At 45.4% G+C, this 22,939-nt stretch carries 17 protein-coding genes; 6 read left to right on the top strand and 11 right to left on the bottom strand.

Translation table 11 applies throughout. The annotated features are described in order from the left end of the window. Positions 1-235: 235 nt before the first annotated feature. Together ABJ081_06690 and ABJ081_06685 are read left to right on the top strand one after the other, a co-directional pair. Positions 236-931, top strand: coding sequence for a CoA transferase subunit A (locus ABJ081_06690; GenBank protein MEP6356351.1), 696 nt, complete (start codon positions 236-238; stop codon positions 929-931). Between the two features lie 27 nt (positions 932-958). Beyond that, entirely contained in the window at positions 959-1,588 is a 630-nt protein-coding gene (locus tag ABJ081_06685; GenBank protein MEP6356350.1) for a CoA transferase subunit B, read from the top strand. Between the two features lie 4 nt (positions 1,589-1,592). Here the strand turns inward: ABJ081_06685 and ABJ081_06680 are convergent, their stop codons facing one another. The 6 genes from ABJ081_06680 to argE form a co-directional block, all read right to left on the bottom strand. After that, on the bottom strand, positions 1,593-3,299 hold the full coding sequence (locus ABJ081_06680; protein ID MEP6356349.1) for an iron ABC transporter permease: 1,707 nt from the start codon (positions 3,297-3,299) through the stop codon (positions 1,593-1,595). Positions 3,300-3,512: 213 nt separating this feature from the next. Continuing rightward, positions 3,513-4,067, bottom strand: coding sequence for a DUF934 domain-containing protein (locus tag ABJ081_06675; protein ID MEP6356348.1), 555 nt, complete (start codon positions 4,065-4,067; stop codon positions 3,513-3,515). Positions 4,068-4,107: 40 nt separating this feature from the next. Next, positions 4,108-5,760 carry a nitrite/sulfite reductase gene (locus tag ABJ081_06670; GenBank protein MEP6356347.1) on the bottom strand — a complete coding sequence of 551 codons (1,653 nt, stop codon included), beginning with the start codon at positions 5,758-5,760 and terminating at the stop codon, positions 4,108-4,110. A 44-nt stretch (positions 5,761-5,804) separates the two neighbouring features. After that, positions 5,805-6,107, bottom strand: coding sequence for a DUF2849 domain-containing protein (locus ABJ081_06665; GenBank protein MEP6356346.1), 303 nt, complete (start codon positions 6,105-6,107; stop codon positions 5,805-5,807). A gap of 674 nt (positions 6,108-6,781) precedes the next feature. Then, positions 6,782-7,273, bottom strand: coding sequence for a hypothetical protein (locus tag ABJ081_06660; protein ID MEP6356345.1), 492 nt, complete (start codon positions 7,271-7,273; stop codon positions 6,782-6,784). A gap of 187 nt (positions 7,274-7,460) precedes the next feature. Further along, positions 7,461-8,630 carry an acetylornithine deacetylase gene (argE, locus tag ABJ081_06655; GenBank protein ID MEP6356344.1) on the bottom strand — a complete coding sequence of 390 codons (1,170 nt, stop codon included), beginning with the start codon at positions 8,628-8,630 and terminating at the stop codon, positions 7,461-7,463. A gap of 182 nt (positions 8,631-8,812) precedes the next feature. On the opposite strand from argE, the gene ABJ081_06650 reads away from it, so the two are divergent. Continuing rightward, positions 8,813-10,252, top strand: a complete 1,440-nt coding sequence (locus tag ABJ081_06650; protein ID MEP6356343.1) for a methylmalonyl-CoA mutase family protein — start codon at positions 8,813-8,815, stop codon at positions 10,250-10,252. After that, complete coding sequence (gene scpA / locus ABJ081_06645; protein MEP6356342.1) at positions 10,249-12,402, top strand: methylmalonyl-CoA mutase; 2,154 nt, start codon at positions 10,249-10,251, stop codon at positions 12,400-12,402. Before ABJ081_06650 ends, scpA begins: the two co-directional genes overlap by 4 nt. A gap of 48 nt (positions 12,403-12,450) precedes the next feature. Here the strand turns inward: scpA and ABJ081_06640 are convergent, their stop codons facing one another. Both ABJ081_06640 and ABJ081_06635 read right to left on the bottom strand, forming a co-directional pair. After that, positions 12,451-13,356, bottom strand: coding sequence for a D-Ala-D-Ala carboxypeptidase family metallohydrolase (locus tag ABJ081_06640; GenBank protein ID MEP6356341.1), 906 nt, complete (start codon positions 13,354-13,356; stop codon positions 12,451-12,453). Between the two features lie 137 nt (positions 13,357-13,493). Next, the gene (locus tag ABJ081_06635) at positions 13,494-14,171 is read right to left on the bottom strand and encodes a D-Ala-D-Ala carboxypeptidase family metallohydrolase (GenBank protein ID MEP6356340.1); all 678 of its coding nucleotides are present in this window, start codon (positions 14,169-14,171) and stop codon (positions 13,494-13,496) included. A 598-nt stretch (positions 14,172-14,769) separates the two neighbouring features. On the opposite strand from ABJ081_06635, the gene ABJ081_06630 reads away from it, so the two are divergent. Further along, positions 14,770-15,783, top strand: coding sequence for a DUF2336 domain-containing protein (locus ABJ081_06630; protein ID MEP6356339.1), 1,014 nt, complete (start codon positions 14,770-14,772; stop codon positions 15,781-15,783). Positions 15,784-15,890: 107 nt separating this feature from the next. On the opposite strand, the gene ABJ081_06625 is transcribed toward ABJ081_06630, so the two are convergent. The 3 genes from ABJ081_06625 to ABJ081_06615 all read right to left on the bottom strand — a co-directional run bounded on the left by ABJ081_06625 (position 15,891) and on the right by ABJ081_06615 (position 21,632). Next, complete coding sequence (locus ABJ081_06625; GenBank protein ID MEP6356338.1) at positions 15,891-17,216, bottom strand: HlyD family type I secretion periplasmic adaptor subunit; 1,326 nt, start codon at positions 17,214-17,216, stop codon at positions 15,891-15,893. 160 nt (positions 17,217-17,376) lie between these two features. Continuing rightward, entirely contained in the window at positions 17,377-19,683 is a 2,307-nt protein-coding gene (locus ABJ081_06620; protein ID MEP6356337.1) for an ABC transporter transmembrane domain-containing protein, read from the bottom strand. Beyond that, positions 19,683-21,632 (bottom strand): ABC transporter transmembrane domain-containing protein, encoded by a 1,950-nt coding sequence (locus tag ABJ081_06615; protein ID MEP6356336.1) that lies wholly within the window; start codon positions 21,630-21,632, stop codon positions 19,683-19,685. The genes ABJ081_06620 and ABJ081_06615 overlap by 1 nt, the downstream gene beginning before the upstream one ends. A gap of 311 nt (positions 21,633-21,943) precedes the next feature. Here ABJ081_06615 and ABJ081_06610 point away from each other — a divergent pair. Further along, positions 21,944-22,939: cadherin repeat domain-containing protein (locus ABJ081_06610; protein ID MEP6356335.1), on the top strand; the 996-nt coding region annotated here is incomplete at its 3' end.

The raw sequence follows: 22,939 nt of genomic DNA, 5'->3' as shown, positions 1-22,939 counted from the left end.
GGATTGAATAATCATATCCCAGAACAACTACACACGATATAACCATATTCATTCATGTTGTATGGAAAAACATTTAGCATAGCAGTAGCAATGCACATCATATCAAAAATGATGAAAATCACTATCTATAGTCAGCACCGTATCGACTGTTAAATTTATAGTATATATTGCACGACAGCAAATTATATGCACTGCACGTAAACGAGCAATAACAACACAAAATGGAAAGATGAGAATGGGAAAAGTCTATAATTCCGCAGAAGAAGCACTCGATGGCCTCCTGTTTGACAAGATGATGATTGCGGCAGGAGGCTTTGGCCTTTGTGGCATTCCTGAAAATCTTATATCCGCCATTAAAAAAGCTGGCACCAAAGGTCTCACCATCGCATCCAATAATGCGGGCGTGGATGATTTTGGTCTTGGGCTTTTGCTGCAAGACCGCCAAGTAGCAAAGATGATTTCATCATACGTGGGCGAAAATGATTTATTCATGCAGCAATATCTGGCCGGTGAACTTGAGATTGAATTCAATCCACAAGGCACGCTGGCAGAGCGGATGCGTGCAGGCGGCGCGGGCATTCCCGGTTTTTACACCAAAACAGGTGTTGGTACAGAAGTTGCCAAAGGCAAAGAGCACAAAGATTTTGATGGCCAGACCTTTATTATGGAGCGCGGCATTGTCTCGGATTTGTCGATTGTAAAAGCGTGGAAAGGTGATCGCTATGGCAATCTTGTCTATCGCAAAACGGCACAAAACTTTAATCCCATGGCCGCCATGTGCGGCAAGGTGACCGTCGCAGAAGTTGAAGAGATCGTGGAACCGCATGAACTTGATCCTGACCGTATCGATACACCGGGTGTTTTCGTGCAGCGCATTTTTAAAGGCACACACGAAAAACGCATCGAACAACGCACAATTCGCGCCGCTTAGGGCCACACAAATAAAGGAGGCACCCATATGGCTTGGGACCGCAATCAAATGGCCGCACGCGCCGCGCAGGAACTGCATGATGGCTTTTATGTCAATCTTGGTATTGGCATTCCAACTCTCGTTGCTAATTTCATACCTGAAGGCATCGATGTTACCCTGCAATCTGAAAATGGCATGCTCGGCATGGGACCTTTTCCCACCGAAGACGAAATTGACGCCGATCTTATTAATGCCGGCAAACAGACCATCACGGAACTTGATCGTTCCAGTTACTTTTCATCAGCCGACAGTTTTGCGATGATCCGTGGCGGGCATATTAATTTGTCCATACTGGGCGCTATGGAGGTTGCAGAAAATGGCGATTTAGCCAATTGGATGATACCTGGCAAGCTTGTCAAAGGTATGGGCGGGGCTATGGATCTAGTTGCTGGCGTCCAGCGCGTGGTGGTGACCATGGACCACGCCAACAAACGTGGTGAAAGCAAATTGTTGAAGTCATGCACCTTGCCACTCACAGGCACTGGCGTGGTTGATCGCATCATCACGAATTATGGTGTTTTTGATGTTGTCGAAGGTGGCTTAAAAATCATAGAGCTTGCACCCGATGTGACGCTTGACGAAGTCAAAGCCGTGACCGAGGCAACTCTTGTAGACTAAGTTGCTACTTATTCTGCCGGTCTTGCAGTGACAAAAGTAGGACCGGCAAAAGCCCCACGGCAATAATCGCCAAACTCGGTAAAGCGCCTTCTTCAAATAGCTCCAAAGACGCTGCCTCATAAATGCGTGTGGACAGGGTTTCATAATTGAAAGGCCGCAATAAAAGAGTGGCGGGCAATTCCTTCATACAATCCACAAAAACCAAGATGGCACCCGTGATAATCGCTGGGCGCAGCAGCGGAAAATACACCTCATACAAAACAGCTATTTGCGAACGACCCAACGTGCGACCGGCAAAACCGAAGTTTGGGGTAAGGCGCTGAAATCCATTATCGCAAGCACCATAAGCCATTGGCAAAAATCGGATGCAATAGGCATATATCAAGGCGAATGTTGTTCCTGATAAAACAAGACCGGTTTTGATATCAAATGTACCGCGCATGAAGCTATCAAAGGCATTATCGAAGGTCGCAAGAGGGATCAATATTCCGACCGCCAAAATCACACCAGGCACTGCATAACCAAGAGTTGTCAGGCGCACGAGTAAATCGCACATGGGCGTAGGCAAGCTGTTGGTCAAATATGCAAAAAAACAGCCTATTATGATAAGCACTACAGTTGCCACAATGGCGAGAAACAAAGAGTTTGCCATTGGGGTCAAAAGAGCGGTAAAGCCATCAATCGCCACATAAGCAATCGCGCTTTCTGCCAGCACCATTACAGGCACAACGAACCCTATTAAAACCGGTAAAGCGCAAATAATAATAGCCACAAAAGCACGAAGCCCCCGCAGTTGAAATGGTTTGAAGCTGGTTGTCTTACCGCAACTTTGAAAAAGCCTTTGAGCTTGGCGCGCATGGCGCTCTAACCAAAGAAGCAGAATGATTAAACTTAAGAATAAACAGGCAATCTGCGAGGCCGTGGCAAGGCTTGAGCGATTTAACCAAACATCATAAATCGTAGTGGTGAGTGTGCGCACACCGAAAAATTCCACCGCACCAATATCATTAGCGGTTTCCATGAGCGCCAGCGCAACACCGACGATTATAGCAGGCCGCGCCATGGGGAGCGCCACGCGGAAAAACAATTGAAACGGCCCTACCCCCAGTGTGCGACCAGCATCAAAGGCAGATTCCGTTTGCATAGCAAAAGACGCGCGGGTTGTGAGATAAACATAAGGATAGAGCACAGCACTCATCACAAAAATCGCGCCCGTTGATGTTCGATAATCAGGGAACCAATATTCACGTATGCTGGTATAGCCAAAAAGCGCACGGATGCCCGTTTGTATTGGTCCAGTAAAGCCAAGCGCTTCAATATAAGCAAAAGCCGACACATAGGTCGGCAATGCTAAAGGCAGCAAAAGAACAAAAGACAAAATACCTCGACCGGGGAAACGGCACACCGTCACAAGCCAAGCGGTTGAAACCCCTATTAATGTCACCACCACACCAACGCCCAGCATCAAATATAGCGTTGATCGAACTGCGGGCCACAAAATCGTATTGTTCAAATGCGACCATAAATCACTATCAAAGCCACCTAGAGACAAAACACCAAGCGCCACAAAGGGCATCGCAACGATTGCGAAAAGAACGCTTACGATGATGATAAAATTGCGATCCAGCTTTCTCAATCCCGCAAAGCGAATGCTATTTTGATGTGGAAGATTTGAGGTATCTTTTTTTAGAGGAAAATCGTCGCTCGCCAACACGCTACTCTCAGATTTATATATTACTTGAGCTGAATAGTCATGTTTCGTACTAGCCGGATGGGCGTCTGTCAATTGAAAGCCACCTAGAGTATGTACACGCTACATCCCTCTCCCTCTGTTTTTACCAGTGGCAGACTTCAAATGTTGGTGCGATTGGTGGGGCTTTGTTAGAGATGGGTGGCTGATATTCAGCCACCACATTATCAAAATTTATGCAGCGCTGCGTTCAGAGGCATCTTCTGCAACAATATTCACAGACAACCAAGGACGCTTGGTGTCTACAGGGCGCACACGCGCGCTATTTCCTTCACCATCAAGGGCAAACTGATAGTAACGCGGCACATCAGGCCAAGCGCCACGCTCAAGACCGGTTTTCAATGCTTCTGACGTGATTTCGAATGTTGACACACCACAGCGTTGCAACAACGGCATTTGGTCCAAAATATAGGCGCCCGTTGCACGTATCTCACCGGAAAATTCATATTTATCACGGATCAGGCGTGCGATTGAAAACGCGCGACCATCAGCGAAAGACGGGAAGTTCACAACGACCAGATCAAAAGCATCAAGCTTTGCAGCAATCGCTTCAATATCATCGCCTGCGTGAATGGAAAGACCAAGCCGTCCTTCATGAGACGACCAGTCATGCGCTTCAAAAGCAGCAAAATCAATAATCAAGTCACCAGCACGCGCTCCACCTTCTTCGAAGGCATTGAAGCTGTCTTTATAGAATGAACCACGTTCCCAAATTGTAGCATTTGTCATCGGTTTTATCCTTTATCTCGTTTACTTCCGGTCTCTTTGATTAGCCGTAGAGTGCTTCTTTAAACGGTGCGTCACCGACGCGCCGGTAGGTATCGATAAAGGCTTCATCAGCCTTTTCACGAACATCCATATAAGTGTCGACCACTGTCTCCACCGCATCCACGATCTCGTCTGATGTGAAACCGCGTCCGGCGATTTTGCCGATTGATGTATTCTCGTCGCCCGATCCGCCGAGCGTAATTTGATAAAGCTCTTCGCCTTTGCGATCCACACCCAAAATGCCAATGTGACCAACATGGTGATGACCGCAGGCGTTGATGCAACCTGAAATTTTTAACTTCAATTCGCCGATGTCTTTTTGGCGCTCAATGTCTTCAAACCGCTCGCTCAAACGCTGAGCGACAGGAATGGAGCGGGCATTTGCCAGAGCACAATAATCAAGGCCAGGGCAGACGATCATATCAGTGATAAGACCGGCATTAGCAGAATGAAGTTTTGCTTCAACCAATGCATCATAAACGGCAGGCAGATCATCCAGCTTCACATGCGGCAAAATCACATTTTGCTCGTGGCTGATGCGCAATTCATCAAAGCTGTATTTCTCACCAATATCAGCAATCGCCTCTAGCTGATCATCGGTCGCATCGCCTGGAGGCGAACCGGCAGGCTTCACAGATACGACCACTGATGTGTAGCCCATCTTTTTGTGCGGGTGCAGATTGCGCTCGGCGAAGATGGCAAAAGCACGATCACTTGCAAGTCGGTCTTCAAAGGCTTTGCTGGTCGATGGCAATTTTTCAAAATCTGGATCAGCAAAATACTCTTCAATCGCACGAATGCTTTCATCAGGCAGACGCAACACGCCGTCCTTGATGCGCTCAAACTCGGCCTCAATATCTTTGCGCAGCACATCAATGCCAGTTTCATGAACCAGTATTTTGATGCGGGCTTTATATTTGTTGTCGCGGCGACCATACATATTGTAGACGCGCAGAATAGCTTCGCAATAAGCGATGATATCATTTTCTGCGACGAAATCATTGACCCGCTTCGCAATCATCGGTGTGCGGCCTTGGCCACCACCAACAAAAACAGCAAAGCCGAGATCACCTGCCTCATTGCGCTTCACTTGGAGGCCAATGTCATGAGTCTTCATGGCTGCGCGATCTTTTTCTGCACCAATGACACAGATTTTAAACTTGCGCGGTAGGAAGGTAAATTCAGGGTGGATGGTCGACCACTGACGAATAATTTCAGCATAAACGCGTGGATCGGCTACTTCATCAGCGGCGGCGCCCGCAAAATGGTCGGCGCTTGTATTACGGATACAATTGCCCGACGTTTGGATGGCATGCATTTCAACACTTGCCAAATCATCGAGTATCGCTGGAATATCTTCCAACGCAGGCCAATTGAACTGAATATTCTGGCGCGTAGTAAAGTGGCCATAACCACGATCATATTTGCGTGCAATATGACCCAACATGCGCATTTGCTTGCTGCTCAATGTGCCGTAAGGAACAGCCACGCGCAGCATATAAGCATGAAGCTGTAGATAAAGGCCGTTCATCAAGCGCAAAGGCTTGAACTCGTCTTCTGTCAATTCGCCAGAAAGACGACGTGAAATTTGATCGCGGAACTGGTCAACGCGCTCTTTCACAAATTTTGCATCAAACTCATCGTAGCGATACATATATTCAAAACCTTCGTTGGTAACTGAAATAAAGCGACGGCCGTCTAAGCGGCGTAGAAGCCTTCGAGTTTCATTTCTGCGCCATAAGGAATGGTTGGTCCTTCAGCACGAATGCGCTCACGCAGCTTTTTCGGAACAGGAGCGTCGTCCTCAAATATGATGTCAATTTCATAAACTGCGACAATGTGACCCGCTTCTTCATCCTTCGAAGCAAGTGCTAAGGCGCTCGCAAGACTATCTGCATCGCTGTAAAGCGCTGCATCAGAAATATCTTTGCTCCAACCACCGCCGGTTGCAAAGAAAAGAACATGGCCACCTGTCAGATGATTAGCTGTGATCGCTTGCATGTTTTCTAGTCCTTATAACGTTCATGCCGCACGCGCGGCTATTGCACTAAATGTAAGCTTTCGGGGGGGTCTAAACGAAGATCAGCGTTTTAAAGTGTTGTACTTGATAGGAAAAAATATCTCACAAAGAGCGTTTTCTTGGAAAAAGTGCCGAAATCTCTTGGTATTACTGATGAATTTTATGAAGCTAAATACTTAACCAACCAGTATATTTAAAAGGGATATATACCCAATCGACCCAAAAAGATTTGAAATTTACTAAATAGTTAAATTTATAGCCCCCCAAAAACATGCGACAAAGTGGGATTTGTCTTGTATTCGGGAATTACCTGCCGTGGCTTTTCTTCGCTTTTGGAGTCTTGTGCGCCCTCCTTCCAATTAGTCAAACATTAGAAAAACAAGCGCTTATCTGGTTTTTACTGGTGTTTTATTGCTTACTGGAAGCGCCGCCCTTAAAAAATAACGCTTACAATGCGGCGCCATTAATCATCCACAAAAACAAAAGAACCGCATGGCGATCACCATGCCGAACTTTTTATTGCGTGTTTACCCTGTATCTAATCAAAAATTTACATACCGCGCCTTACTAAATCCTCGTGAATTTCAATGTCACGATACCGCGTTGCACCTGATTTGATCTTATATAATGCGCAACTATGCGCCATGTTTAATGCTTAACTGCTTGGCTTTTTCTTAGTGGTTTTTTTCTTTGTTGTGGTCTTTTTCTTGCTTGAAGGCTTCTTCTTAGATGTGGTCTTTTTTGAAGACGTACTATTTTTTTTGCTTGTCGTCTTTTTAGTTGTTTTCTTCGTATCTTTTTTACTTGAGCTGCTCGATTTTTTGCTGGTTTTATTGTCTGAGTTGCTCGATTTTTTGCTTGTTGTTTTTTTAGAGCTATCTTTTTTGGCCGTCGATTTCTTCGTGGTTGACTTCTTTTTTGCAGTTGAAGAACCATTGCCATTAGTTTTACGACAGAAGGCAGAAACCTTTGAACCGTTCGAACGAGTATGTGCTTTCACATGCGCACAGCCGCCTTTAGCCTCACAGGCTGATTTTGAAAGCCCTTTACAGGCAGATTGTGCGCGCGCTTCATAGGGTGCAAAAACAAGAGCGGAAAGCATCAAGCCGAGAGCGGCAAAAAATGCAGGGATATAGGAGAATTTCATGAAAATTACCTTTGGTTTGCGATTCGTAGATACATAGTAGTAATTATTATCAAAAACAATTCAAGGTTGCATGAAAATTGTAAATCCCTGTAGGGCATTTTCATATAAAAGCATGACATATGATAGACAGTCTCTCCAAATATACTCGCTAAATAGCGGGAAAAACTAAGCCTTTGACAGAATAATTTTAGCGCAGAACCTCAGCCACCCGCTGCATGAATGCCCAACCTTCAGCTACCTGTTCAAGCGTGATAAACTCATCAGGCTGATGGGCTTGGTCGATGGAACCTGGACCGCAGATAACCGTGGAATATCCAGCAGTTTGGAATTGCCCTGCCTCTGTTGCGTAAGAGACAGCATGAACACCATTATCGCCTGTGATTTGGCGTGCCAGTTGTTCGGCGGCACCGTTTACTTCTGGTTTCAAGCCCGGCACCATTTTACCCGGTGCTAAAACAATGCCCGCATCAGGAGCAATGGCTTTTATTTTCGGCTCGATCTCATCGCGTATATGCGTTTCAAAGCGGTCATAAAATTCCATTGGGCTTTCACCAGCGACCGTGCGAATGTCGGTCACAATCCGGCAATCTTTAGCGACGATATTATGCGCCGTTCCTCCTTCAATCACACCGCAATGGATTGTTGAATATGGCGGGTCGAAAGGAGATGTAGGGTCGCTAAGGCGTTTGTTTTCCAGCATCATATCTTCAAGATAAGTAACAAGACGTGCCGCTGTCATCACCGCGCTCACGCCTCGGTCTACTTGACACGAATGCACAGAGTGTCCTGTCACATGGGTGCGCACGCCAAGGATGCTTTTGTGACCTGTAACAACTTGCATATCTGTTGGCTCACCCACAATCACGGCCATCGGCTTTGGCACATCGCCAACCATCTTCTCAATCATGGAAGGCGCGCCAATGCAGCCGACTTCCTCGTCATAAGAAAAAGCAAGATGGATCGGCCTTGATGGATTGCTTTTCAAAAAGTCTGGCAGCACCGCCATCGCCAAAGCACAATAAGTCTTCATGTCAGCTACACCACGTCCGAAAAACTTGCCTTCGCGCTCTACCAGTGAAAACGGATCCGTTGACCAATCTTGCCCGTCGACTGGCACAACATCCGTATGGCCTGAAAGCACGACGCCGCCTGGAACATTGGGTCCGATTGTCGCGTATAGATTGGCTTTAGAGCCGTCTTCATTAGGCACCAATTTACTTTCAACGCCCAGTTGCCCCAGATAGTCGCGCACAAAATCAAGCAGCACCATATTGGAGTTGCGTGATACCGTGTCGAAACTAATGAGTTTTGCAATCAGCTCACGCGGGAGATCATTGGGAATTTTGGTGTCGGCCATCATGATTCCTTTATCATTTCATCACACTTAGCGCGATTTTAAGACAAGACAAAGACTTGTATGGCTAGATCATGATCAAGCCTTGCAAAATTGCGAAGCTGTCTTGCGTTCACCGTTCGTCTATTGGGTTTCCCCCTTATCATCTGATATAAGCAGGTTAGCCGTAGGAGGCTCATTAGATTATGGCCATTGAGACTGACATCAAATTTCCAGAACCGACCATGGATACATGGCGCGTGGCCGCAGAAAAAGCGCTCAAAGGCGCAGATTTTGACTCGGCTTTGCGCAGCAAGACAGCAGATACCCTGCCCATTGAACCACTTTATGAACGCCGTCCACAAAGCGCCTCCCTCGCCCGCCCCAATGGTGCAGCGCCTTGGACATTGGTTCAAAAAATGGATCATATCGACCCTCTTGCCGCCAATACTCAGGCCCGTGAGGATTTGATGAATGGGGCGACGGGCCTTGCCATGGTATTTGCTGACAGCCACACAGCCCGTGGATTTGGACTGAGTGCCGAGGCACAGACATTCGATGTTGCACTTGAGGACATTGACCTCAATGCGATCCACCTTCGACTTGAGCCCGGCCCGCGAGGCAAAAAAACCCAAACGCTTTTTGCGGATTACGTAAAGCGGGCAGGTTATGAGCCTTCAAGGTTGAATGTGCGCTTTGGACTTGATGCGATTGGGGCCGTGGCGGCATGCGGCACCATGCGCTGGCCGTTTGATGTGATCCAACAGCATATGCGCGATGAATGGCAACACCGGCTGGATGATGGTTTCAAAGGCCCATTCTTTGAGGCTGATGGGCGTCCATTTCATGACGCGGGCGCAACCGAAGCCCAAGAGCTTGCTATTGTGCTTGCCAATGGGCTTGCTTTTTTACGCACACTGGAAGCCGTAGGCGGCAATGCACGCGCCGCCGCCGATGCGATTGGTTTTACCCTTTCGGTCGATTGCGATCAGTTTATCAATATTGCCAAGTTTCGCGCGATGCGCCTTTTGTGGAACCGAGTACAAGAAGCAAGTGGTTTAACACCAACACCCACGGCCCTTCACGCAGAAACAAGCTGGCGCATGATGACGGCGGGTGATCCGAATACCAATATGTTGCGGATTACGACCTCCACCTTTGCCGCTGGCATTGGCGGTGCAGACAGTGTAACCGTCTCGCCGTTTACTGGACCGCTGGGTCTACCGAATGCTTTTGCACGCCGCATGGCGCGTAATGTGCAATCGATTTTAATGGAAGAATCCAATCTTTACCGCGTGATCGATCCAGCTGCGGGCAGTGGTGCTTTTGAAAACTTAAGCGACACTCTCGCCTTTGACGCTTGGGCTAAATTTCAAGAAATTGAGAAAATGGGCGGCATTGATAAAGCCCTTATGGGCGGCTTAATCCATGGGTGGATTAACGCCGCAAACGCTGCGCGCAAGGCAGCTCTTCAATCAGGTGAGATGCCTATTCTTGGCATTAGTCTTCATGGTCATGATGGGCGCAATGATATTAGTGTTTTAGATGTCCCTCGGCGCGATGATCTAATTATCACCAAAGGTGCTCACACAATCGATAAATTGCCTCCGATACGAGATGAAGAACTTTTGGGGGCGACATCATGATCCCTGATTTTACTGAAATCGATTTTGCAAAATCTGATTCATCCCCGCAAAAAGGCGAGAGCTGGCAAACGCCAGAAGGTATCCCAGTAAAACCTACCTATGGCGAGACAGATCTGAATGGTCTCAATTTTCTTGAGACCAAGCCAGGAATCGCGCCCTATTTGCGCGGCCCCTACCCAACTATGTATGTGCAAAAACCTTGGACGATCCGTCAATATGCTGGTTTTTCAACAGCGGCAGATTCAAACGCGTTTTATCGGCGCAATCTGGCTGCCGGTCAAAAAGGTTTATCCGTTGCTTTCGACCTCGCCACCCATCGCGGATATGACAGCGACCACCCGCGCGTTTCCGGTGATGTTGGCATGGCCGGTGTCGCGATTGATTCCATTCTTGATATACGTCAACTCTTTGATGGTATTCCGCTTGATAAAATGTCGGTTTCCATGACCATGAACGGTGCCGTGCTGCCTGTCCTTGCGCTCTTCGTCGTGGCAGGTGAAGAACAAGGCATTGATCAGGGTCAGCTCTCCGGCACCATTCAAAATGACATCTTAAAAGAGTTCATGGTGCGCAACACCTATATCTATCCGCCCGCCCCTTCGATGCGCATTGTGTCGGATATTTTTGCCTATACCTCTGAAAATATGCCTAAATTCAATTCGATTTCGATCTCCGGCTATCACATGCAAGAAGCAGGTGCGACCGCAGACCTTGAGCTTGCTTATACGCTGGCTGACGGACTGGATTACATCAAAACCGGCATTGAAGCTGGGCTAGATATTGATAAATTTGCGCCACGGCTCTCATTCTTTTGGGCGAATGGCATGAACTTCTTTATGGAAGTTGCGAAGATGCGGGCAGCACGGCTTTTATGGGCGAAGCTTGTGTCTGAACGCTTTCAACCCAAATATCCTCGATCGATCTCACTTCGCACACACTGCCAGACATCAGGCTGGTCACTGACCGCACAAGATGTGTTTAATAATGTTACCCGTACAGCGATTGAAGCAATGGCGGCAACACAAGGCGGCACGCAAAGTCTGCATACAAACTCATTGGATGAAGCGCTGGCGCTTCCAACTGATTTCTCAGCCCGCATTGCGCGCAACACGCAAATTTTTCTCAATCAAGAAAGTGGTACAACCCGCGTGATCGATCCGTGGGGTGGTTCTTATTATGTCGAAAAACTAACCCACGACCTTGCCGAAAAGGCCCTAGCCCATATAGAGGAAATTGATGCTCTCGGCGGGATGGCAAAAGCGATTGAAGCCGGCATTCCCAAACAACGCATAGAAGCAGCAGCCGCACGCACACAAGCGCGTATCGATACGGGCGCACAAACTATTGTCGGCGTGAATAAATATCTCACCCAAGATGACAAACCGATTGATGTACTTAAAGTGGACAACGCTGAAGTGCGCGCAGAGCAAATTGCCAAATTATCACAATTGCGCAGCGAACGAGATCAAACAGCATGTGATGCCGCCCTTGAAGCCCTCTCCAAGGGCGCCGCATCGAACGATAATTTACTTGCCCTTTGTATTGCAGCTGCACGAGCCAAAGCCACCGTTGGCGAAATGTCAAACGCCATGGAGAAAGTCTTCACGCGCCATACTGCCGTTTCAAAGGCCGCCGCAGGCGTTTATCGCAAAGCAGCCCTTTCAGCTGAACAGCTCGACGCCGTTGCAACCATGGTCAACACTTTCAAGGATAACAATGACCGGAAGCCGCGTATATTGGTAGCGAAAATGGGGCAAGATGGGCACGATCGCGGACAAAAGGTCATCGCGTCCGCCTTTATGGACATTGGCTTTGAGGTGGAACTGGGCGACCTTTTTGCCACGCCAGAAGAAGTGGCCAAACAGGCAGCGAAAAGCGACGTTGATATTGTTGGCATTTCATCGCTGGCAGCGGGCCACCTCACCCACGTGCCTGCCTTAAAGAAAGCACTCATGGACCAAGGACTAACCGACGTCATGGTTGTCGTTGGCGGGGTTATACCGCCACAAGATATGCCTGAATTATATAAAAATGGAGCCGATGCCATTTTCCCCCCAGGCACCGTTATATCAGCGGCGGCGGAAAAGCTTGTGACAGACTTAAATGAGCGCAAAGGTTATACGCAAAAACCACTGGAAGCTTATTTATAAGAAAACTAGGCGCGCACAGCTCTATTTGGACTGCGCTAAGACAACAGCTTAGGCACGCCTACGTTTGCGACATGGACGGTGCCAATTGCGGCGTGGTCCAACATCAACATGCACGATGCCTCTACAACCATAGACCCCTACACCACCTATATCGGGTATTGTGCGAAGGTATTTTGCCAAAACATATTTACTGACACCAGCTACTTTGATGTCCGCTGCTTGGCATTTTGTATGATAAGAACCTCTTGCGCCGCCGATCCGTCTATTATACGCAACTGATCTAAAGCCCGAACTGATCTCAGGTTTGGTTCCATATCTTTTATGTACAAGACTCAATATTCTTCTAAGCTCAGGTGGGAAGCAAGAGGTATCGACACTACTTCTTGATTTGAGGAACGAATTATAAGATTTAAGATCAAAGCCACTTTTTGCTTTTGCTAAAATATCATCGATTGTTGGAAATGTCGCAGCTTGCGCCGTGACCACAGAGCCGTCGTTAACTGGTGAGTGCGATGAAGCTGACTTAGGTAGACGTGACTTTCGCTTTCTTTCACGCAAAGCAAATTTTTCGCCTTCCTCAAGTAATTTCAATTCTTTTTCGGTAAGAAATAACTCTTCATCGGTCAATGGCGCTGTGTTTGAAGGTGCGGCAACTGATGCAACAGAGGTCGTATCTGCAACAGAAGTCTTATCAGTTTTTTCTACAGGAGCCGCAGCAGCGAGTTGACTTGATGCAAGTGGCGTAAGTCTTGGAAATGGCAATCCCAGCTCTGACGCTTTGCGAGAACTTTCAGAAAAATCCTCAATCGTAGCCTTATTAGGTGAAACGATATTTTGAGTAGCCTGAGGTGTGCTAGCCACCGCTGCAGTTTCAAATTCATCATTCAAGCCATTGCAGCCAGATATCAAAACAGCTGCACAGCACATTGCAACTAAATCTAATTTATCAGGCACATGTCGCAATAGTAAACCTCACCAATTCCAAGCTAATAACATATTAAAGTAGCTTGATAATTCGCAAACCTTTTAACCCACTCTGCCCCTCGTTGGCAAATCGAAAATTGAAAAATATATATTGCAACGACCGCTCCTTATGCGCGGCGCCCAGACCTGCCGCGACAACGCCAGTGCCAACTGCGTTTGGGCCCAATATCTACATGGATAAAACTTTTGCATGCATAGGTACCAACACCGCCAACACCAGACACATTTTTTAGGTACCGAGCGAGTGCGTATTTACTGACACCTGGAACTTTAATATCCGCTGCTAGACACTTCACATGATAGGATTTTCTAGCACCGCCAACCCTACGGTTTTTTGAAGCGCTTCTATAACCTGAATTGACAATAGGCTTAACCCCATAACGGCGTTGTACTTTTTGAAGTACAGCACGCAATCGCGGCGGAAAACAGCGCGTACTTACATGATTGCCTGATGTTCTGTAGGCAACATATGACTTAATTGTGCCTTTAGAACTCTTCTTGGTAGATTTAACTACCCTACGCGATTTTGGTTTAGCCTTTTTTGATGTCGCAACCTTCTTCGTCTTGGGCGACTGGGACTTTTTAGTCTTCGCTTGCTCGCTCTTTTCTGACTTTGCGGCTTTATCAGTCTTGTTTTGCTGACTATTCTTTGTTTTGCTTATCGACTTGGTATCAGCTCCATGCAGTGGTTGATTGCCGAAAATACCTTCAGAGTGGCTAAGCGTCGGTGATATGAAAATAGATAGCGCAATAAGTAACTTCATCGCGGAAATGGTATGTGGCATTTAGAGTTCCAATAGCTAATATTATACTTTGCTTTACATCCAGCCCCCCGCAATTCTGTCCATATGAAGCAATCATGGCAGGATTATGGTGCGTCGCACAAAAGTAGATTGCTAGCTACAAATAACGAGCAAATACAAAGATTTCACTGCTGGAGAAGATAAAATGAACCGTATATTATTCGAGTAAATTTTAAAAAATGAGGCCGGGATTCCGGCTGCAGGACTGCGTTTGGGTATTTGCCGATCCTTTAATAAAAGAAACACCCGGCCTCTACCGTCAGACTTCAGAAGGGTGGCACCCCTGCAAATACTGACAGAAAGTAATTTAATTCAACTCTTAATTAGAACAAAAAATATTCAATGCGACTCAACGAATACAACTTATACATGTTTCATAATAAATAAACGTTATAATTGCATTAATTTATAATGCAACCTATGATTGAATTTATTTTCATATGGCAAATTCACATGACACATATAGTTCAAATCAAAATGGTGCTCACGAATGCATTATTAATTATTAGGCTATTTGGTGTTTGTTTATAATTTGAACCTATATTGAATTTGTTGATAAATTTCGACGGCTTGAAAGATAATGAACACAAATCAATTGGAAGCACTGCAAAAGACATTAAATAATAGTTCGCTAGAAAAACGTTCTATGCTTTTAAAATATGTTTCCAGTCTTTTGCAGCAAAATAACTCTAATATTACTGCCCAGCATATCCAGATACTTGGCAACATTTCCGAGAGCTTGATTGATAACGTTGATCTAGATACACAGATTCAGACAGCAGAAATCTTTGCGCACTTAAAATTAGCACCACATGGTCTGATCCATAAATTGGCGCATCTAAGGATAGAAGTTGCAGCTCCAGTTTTAGAAAATTCGCTTATTCTTAGCGATGACGACCTGATTGAAATTATTCTCAAGAACAATGCTGAATATCTAAAGTGCATCGTAAACCGCAAAATTCTCAGTAGTCGCACAACCGATAGCCTGATGGATGTGCCCGACAATGAAATATTGTCCGTGCTCATACAAAATACAGGCGCCTCTTTTTCTCATAACAGCTTTAAGAAGCTGACCGAAATCGGCATAAATAACGATTCAATTGCCAAGAGCCTTATCGATCGATCAGACATGCCCTATAAAATAGCCGCCGATTTCATGGAAAATCTTGGCCTGATGGGACATGGCAAACTGATGGAGAAGGGTGAGAAGCTTCGCATCAAATTTGGCGAACAAGCCTTGCAAGCGCATAAGTTGAGAAACCAAAGAGAACTTTTTCTACCGCTGACTAAAACGATTATTGATCAGATTGGTCGTGGTGAGAAATCACTCAATGATAGTCTCATGACACTTTGTGAATTAGGCAATCATCATGTTTTATGTCAGGTTATCGCCGCTTATACTCAACAAGAAGAAGAGATAATTACAACGGCCTTGGGCAAGGTGAATGGCACTCATCTTTTAAAATTTTGTAATCAGCTAGAGCTCTCGCGGGAAACTTTCCATGCAATCATAAAATTGCGCACAAAACATCGAGATTTACCTGATTCCCAAATAATTCATTTGATGCGGCAGTTTGATTCACACACCATTTAAAGCGGTCGATATCGATTTTTGAGATTATATATCTAACGGCAATATCTTTATCCCACAAATTATCATTCTTACAGGATAAAGATGTGCGCGCTTTTGTTCAGTCAGTATCATCTTTCAGAGAATGCACGTCCATAAGACCTTACAACGGGCTTCATAATATATTGCATCACCGACTTCGATCCAGTTATAACGCTTGCGGTTACCACCATGCCGGCAGTTATTGGGAAATCGCGCCCATTCTTTTTCAACGAACTGCGATCTAAAGTCACCAGGCCTTTGAAATACTTCTCGCCACGTTCTGTTTCAAACGTCGTCGGCGACACTTTACGCACAGAACCATTCACTTTTCCAAATACCTCTGGATCAAATGTCGACAAGCTTATTTCTGCCGGGTGGCCAACTTTCACGTAGCCGATGTCTTTAGGCAATATTCGCACTTCAGCCTCGATGCTGGAATGCACAGGAACTATTTCCGCCACGACATCTCCAGGGCGAATAACCTGACCAGGTAATGTCGCCGTTAAACTTTGTATAATACCAGACTTTGATGCGTGGATAGTTAGGCGCTGCACTCTGTCTTTTGCTGTGGTCAAACGCTCATCAAGCTCTGACAATTCGCTAATCGTTGATACCAGCAAATCAGACCATTCTTGGCGTTTTGCATCTTTCGCCTGTTCTATTTCACTTTGTATTTCAACAATGCTGCCCTTAGCCGCTTCAATTGATCCTTTTAGCTGTGTCAATGTAACACGGATCTCTTCAACACGGGCTTTAGCTGCCAGTAGTCTATTTCTAGATGAAAACCCTTTTTCAATCAGTTTTCTTTGAGCCTCGAGTTGCTCTGCATAAATTTCACGTTGGGCCATTACGACATCAAGTTCTTTTTCGCGTGCTAAAACATCACCACGGCGCTGCTCAAGCCGGGACTGTAAAATCCGGCCAGCTGAGGCAAGAGTTTTCTTTTCTGTTTCAAATAATAGTCGCTGTTCATTTACATCACGAGGATATTCTTTTGCGAACGCGCTAAAATCAGGCTCCTTATTGCCCAGATGGGCAGCAAGCCGCAAGCGACGCATTGAGATGAGATCGCGACGCACACGTATCTGATTGAAATCACCAGAACCACTTTCAGGACGAAGCTTTATTAGCAAATCACCTTTTTTTACAAGGCCACCGGTGCCGACGTAAACTGTATCGACTATGCCACCTTCAAGGTGCTCGACTGAAACCACAGATCCAACTGGTATAATCTCACCTTCTGCCAAAGCCACTTCACGCACGGGTGCATAAACCGAAATAACCACAATAGCCACAACGAAAAGACTTAAAGCCCATAGAAAACGGCGGAAAGTACCATCCCAATGGCCACCATCGATTTCCAATGGTAAAGCCAAATTATTATCGTCTTTTACTGTATCTTTGAAAAATCTCAACGCAAACACCCACATTAATACCGTGAGCAAAATACCATTCTTGACTTGATAAGGACTTAACCAAAACACTAAAAGTGCGTATTCTGAGTACTAAATTTATTTATACTAAACAAAAAATTAATGCATATTTTCTTGTTACGTAAGCATGCGGAGCACCGCATCAACTTGCTTTTGATTTTGCTTTTGCTCGAAAGAACGCTTCTGGTGTGTCATCAAATGCAACGACACCATTCCTTAAATAGAGCACGCGATCACACTTATCTATGAGTGAATCGTCATTCGTAGAAATGACGACTGTCGCATTCCCTCTAATAGCCTCTAATTGATCAAAAAGTGCCTGCTTTTCAAAGGGATTCAACAAGGTCATGGGGCTGTCTAACAAATAAATTGGTACATTTTTGACAAAGGCTCTGGCGAGAGACAAACTTTGTTTAAGCGCCATTGGCATTGAGGATAGTCTTTCCGAGGTAAGGCGCGTATTAATGCCTTCTTCCAACTGTGGATGCGGCAAGCAAATACCAACTCGAGACATAGCTTCTTCTACATCACTATCTGTTGCATCAGGATGGGCCAGCCGGATGTTTTGAGCGACTGTGCCATAGAAAAAATCAGGCTTTGGTCCAACATAACCAATGGATGTACGCACTTCATCAACATCCAATTGCTTAAGGTTGAGGCCATCGAGATACATAGTCCCGCCCAAAGGTTGATAAAGACCCATAATCAATTTTAAAAAGGTTCCTTTACCAGAAGCTGTATCGCCCGTTATGGCAACAACTTGCTTGGCTGGAATATCCGCTGTCAAACCGCGAAAAACCGGATCGCCCGTTGAGCCATAGCGAAAACTGACATTATTAAAGGTAATACGACCGTCATAATGGCGGCGCAGCGTTGGTGTCCCACCTACTTGACGTTCGGGCGCCAAAGACATTAACAGATCGGCTTGTTTTGCCGTTTCCGAAAATTGTCCAATTCGATTCAAACTCAAAAAAGCGGTTTGAATAGGAGACAAAATACGCCAGACAAACATCATTACAGCAATGAGTGCACCAACAGATAACTCTTCTTTCATAACAAGAAGAGCACCAACCCATAGAGTTGCAATACCAGCGATCATCACTAGGCTTTGTGCCAATGTATGCATGATTGTATCAAAGAACTGCGCATTAAACCGGCGCGCACTATATTGCTGCCCAATATCATGCCAACGTTTGATCCATACATCCTCAGCTCTCAACTGACGCACAGTTTCGCGCTTATTGACCGTCTCAATGAGTAAATTTTGATGCTCTTGACGCGATTTCCCCGTGAACAAAACATTCCGCTTTGTCATGGGCATAGAGAACAAAGCAATGATAGCAAAAATTATCGCAAGACATACTGGAATGAATGCCAATGTGGGATGGATAATAGAAATGGCTAAAATGAAAACGACCGTGAAAGGCAAATCAAGGCCAGCACTGACCAAGGGACCCGTGAAAAAAGCTTGCACGTTCTCAAATTGGCGCAACCGCACGATCTGCTGACTAACGGAGGCAGACTCCGTCATTTTGATTGGTAAATTCAAGATGCGCTCAAAACCACGCGTCAAAAGCTGCGTGTTAAACCGCGCTCCTATATAGGCAACCATGCGCCCTCTGACTCGACGAATATATACCTCAAAGAACAAGGTCGCTATAATAGCTAAAGCTAAATAACCTAGTGTATCTAATGACTTAGATCCAATGACTCGATTATATACATTCATCGTATATATTGGTGTCGCCAAGGCTAGAAGATTAGCTACAAACGTTAGAGCAAAAATAACTAAAATTTTGGATTTGAACTTACGCAAGCCATCATAAAACCAACTGATTTTACGATTACGATGAAGGCTATCTGTTTTGTTCTCCGTCTCAACAGCACAGATAAGCGACTTACCCTTTGGCATATCAATTTCTGACAAATCACCCTTGGGGCCATCATAGATAAGCAGGCGACCATTAGTCAGTATTCTCAGGGCAATAAAGGGTGTTTCCTCATCAGTAACGACCAAGCAAGGTAATCTGGATGCAAGACTTCTGCTGGATACAGCAGTGACAGAGCTTTGGAAGCCTAAGTGACTCAAAACGCCTTGAAACTGAATAAGACTATCCATGTCTTGGAAATGTGGCATCGCTTGAACAATATGACGTTCTTCCCCTGGCCATTTCAATTCAACCAATAAGGAGCGCAAACAACGATCATAAGCATTCGAGGTCGACTTATCTTGATTTTGAACCAACGGCGAGAAAGCCTGTTTAATATCAGCGACACTGCTCATTATAGGGTGCGGTTGCTCTGTGCCTTCATCACCTTTATTCTCAGTAATGGGCAAGCCTATATTTTTGAAGTCACTCATAGTTAAGTCGGCAAGCGGACTATCACCATTTGAAGCATCTTGAGATGCTTGATGAGCTTTCTCATCTTTTGTTTGTTTGTTGGTCATTATCTTGAACCACCTGCTGCCGCGCTTTTAGAAACAACCGAATTTGAATCCACATCAACATTAACAAAATTATTGTTGATCAGATCCGCTTTCATTTCGTCGTATGAATTATAGATGGTCAGCCTGCCGTTATTTACATAGAAAATACGGTCTACGTTACGTGCTAAACTTTCACTATTAGATGTGAAAATAACAGTGACCCAACCGCGCAGGCTATCAATTGCCTTGATAAAAGTTTCTTGCCCGCGCGCATCTAGTTCTGCCTGTGGCTCATCGAGTGCCCATAGAACCGGTTTTTGTGCTAAAACTCTTGCCATCAACAAGCGACTGATAAAGGGAGCAGGCAAGGTTTCGGAGATACCCCTACCCAGCGGCGTGTCATACCCTTCTGGCAGCTTGTCAATTTCTCGTTCAATATCAATAATATCCGTCGCCCAGCGCACATCTTCAACATTAGCGCCCTGACCAAACAAACTCAGATTATCAAAAATTGAGCCTGCAAACACTTCGGTATTCGCATCCGATGTCCCAACAGCTGCACGATATGAACGACGAAATTCATATGCTGGCATATCACCCAATGTGATCGTGCCTGATGTCGGGCGGTTGAGACCTGCAATTATGTTCAAAACCGAGGTTTTACCTGAGCCATCAGGTCCCATAATCATTATAGACTCGCCTGATTCAATTTTAAAATTCAGATCACTCAAACTTATAGAAGTCGGCCCCATATCTATAGATACAGATTGTGCGGTCACTTCTGGTGTCGGCGGATCATTATCAATTGCAGCCTTTACCGGAATATCTTCGAGGGCAAATAGTTTTGAAACTTCATTAACTGATAAGCGAGCACGCTGGAAATCATTCCATGTACTTGCAACACGCAAAATCGGCTGGACCGCACGGCCAGAAAGTAAGGAACAACACGCTAGAACTCCAACGCTCATGTTACCATGCACCGCCATCCACGCACCCGTTGTTACCATGGCAATCATCGTGCCATTTCCTAACAAGCTTGCAATAGATTGACTGGCCATGGCCGCCACAATAATTGAATAATGCAGCTGTGCATTTTTTGCCTGCAACCGCTCAAAGCGTCTGACCAAAAAAGGTTCCGCAGATTGGCATTTCATTGTCACTATGCCTTTGAGACTCTCAGCCACAAAATCATAAGTCCGCGCTTCATGCTCTTCTTTTTCTTCCAGTATTTTCTTGTACTGCAGACTTGATGTGATGGTCACGACACCAAAAAGACACAAAATCATAAAAGGAACCACCACAAGCCATCCACCAATCAGGCCCATAAGGGCCAAGAAAAGCAAAGCAAATGGCAAATCAATAAACATTAATCGCGATTGGCCACCATAAAACTCTGCTACCCTATTGATATTAGATAGTTTTTCTATCGTTTTAGCCTGGGAGATTCCAACAAACGAGCCCTTCGAAGCATATAGAAACCGGCTTATGAGATCTTGAGTAATCGCCTTTGTAAACCGCGTCGCGGACCATGAAACGACATAAGAGCGCGCCACACGTAGCAATCCCTCAATAATCACCACTGACGCAAGCCCGAACATCATCAAAGCAAAAGTATCAATAGCCTGATTAGGGATGACCCGATCATAGACTTGCAAAATAACCAACGGCAAAGCCAAGCCTGCACAATTTATAATAATTGATGCAACCAACACTGATTTCGGCATTTTCAACGTGTCTGAAAACGGGATGCCGCGTTTCGCTAAACCTTTAGGTGAAAGTTCGCGTATTAATGAGCCAATACCGATAATTGGTCCAAACAATTTTTGCACAAAATTTTTATGCGGCTCCTTATCATAAGCAGCATTATACTTAGGCCGAACAGTAGAAATAGGCTTCTTATCTACTTTAGTAACTGGCTCGCTATTTTTTTGGCCTAACGCAGAAGCGCGTAACCCATTGTTTTCACTCATCCAGATCATATCCGATTAATAATTTTTCACATTTTGAATGAAAAGTGTTTTGAATTACTTAACCACGATGCAACCAACCACATATTCAATCTAAAGTTGCGAAATAGCAGTGTATCAAACCGCGCCGTTAAGGCAGTGCATCTTTACTTATCGTTAAGCATGAATATCAAAAAATCCCAATGAACACCTAAAAGTGCTCGTCGTTAACGGATTTCAGATTGTCTCCAAGCATCTTTATCAGGAGTAAAAAGCCCAATTTCTTTCTGGGCTGCGGTGCAATAGACTTTATCATAAGGTTGGATTGAAATCAGATGGCTGACAAAATTAGCAATAGCAATGGTTCATCAGCAGGAACTAAAACCGAAGATCAATTATCAAGTGCAAATGATTTTGTATTAACCGACCCCGCGATTACCCGAAATGACTCTGACGGCATTGGCGTGCTTTTTGGGACTGAAGGCGTTCAGATAAAGAAAAATGGCGCGATAAGCGAAGAGTCAACATCTGAGACAACATCAGGTGTAGAGGATACAGAGAACACAACTTCACCCGTCGCTAATAATTCTACATCGAGCGGGCAAACTCCGTTGGATAATATTGATTTTTCAACAATCAGTGCCGATGCTAATGAGCTCAATGGAACACAAGGACTGCCTCAAGAACCAATCGATAGCAATGCATCAAATCAAGGTATTCAAACAGATGGTGTAGATGTTGTCGACTCCACAGCCGCATTCCGCTCTACAGTTCCACAAAACGATACACCATCAAACGCAGCCAGAGCCAATGGACAAGGTTTGGAAAGTTCAGAAACCGTTGCCTCCGATATAGATCCAACTACTGAGCCTACTTCAGATACACCTACTGTTGATGATGGGCCGCAAGCTCCAATCAATAATCAACCTACTGATCTTGAAGTTTCTGACAATACTTTCGCAGAAAATTCTGTAGCAGGCACGGTTGTGGCAACGCTTACTGCTTCCGATGTAGATGGCGACAGTTTTTCTTTTAGCATTGTTGGCGATAGCGATGAGTTTGAGATTATCGGAAATCAAATCGTTGTCAGCGAAGGCGCGGACTTTGATTTTGAAACGACATCACCTTTCACTCTCACTATATTAGTGAATGATGGCAATGGCGGTGTTTTGGTTGAAGATATCACGTTCGATGTAACAAACGTCAATGAAGCACCAACTGATCTTGTTATCGATGGATCAAGTGTTGATGAGAACGTCGCAGCCGGCACTGTGGTGGCAAGTCTCTCCGTATCAGACGTCGATGCAGGTGATAGCCATACATTCGAACTC

The organism is Hyphomicrobiales bacterium, assembly GCA_039989895.1.
GTDB lineage: Bacteria > Pseudomonadota > Alphaproteobacteria > Rhizobiales > JACESI01 > JACESI01.
This window is presented reverse-complemented; position numbering and strand designations above follow the sequence as displayed.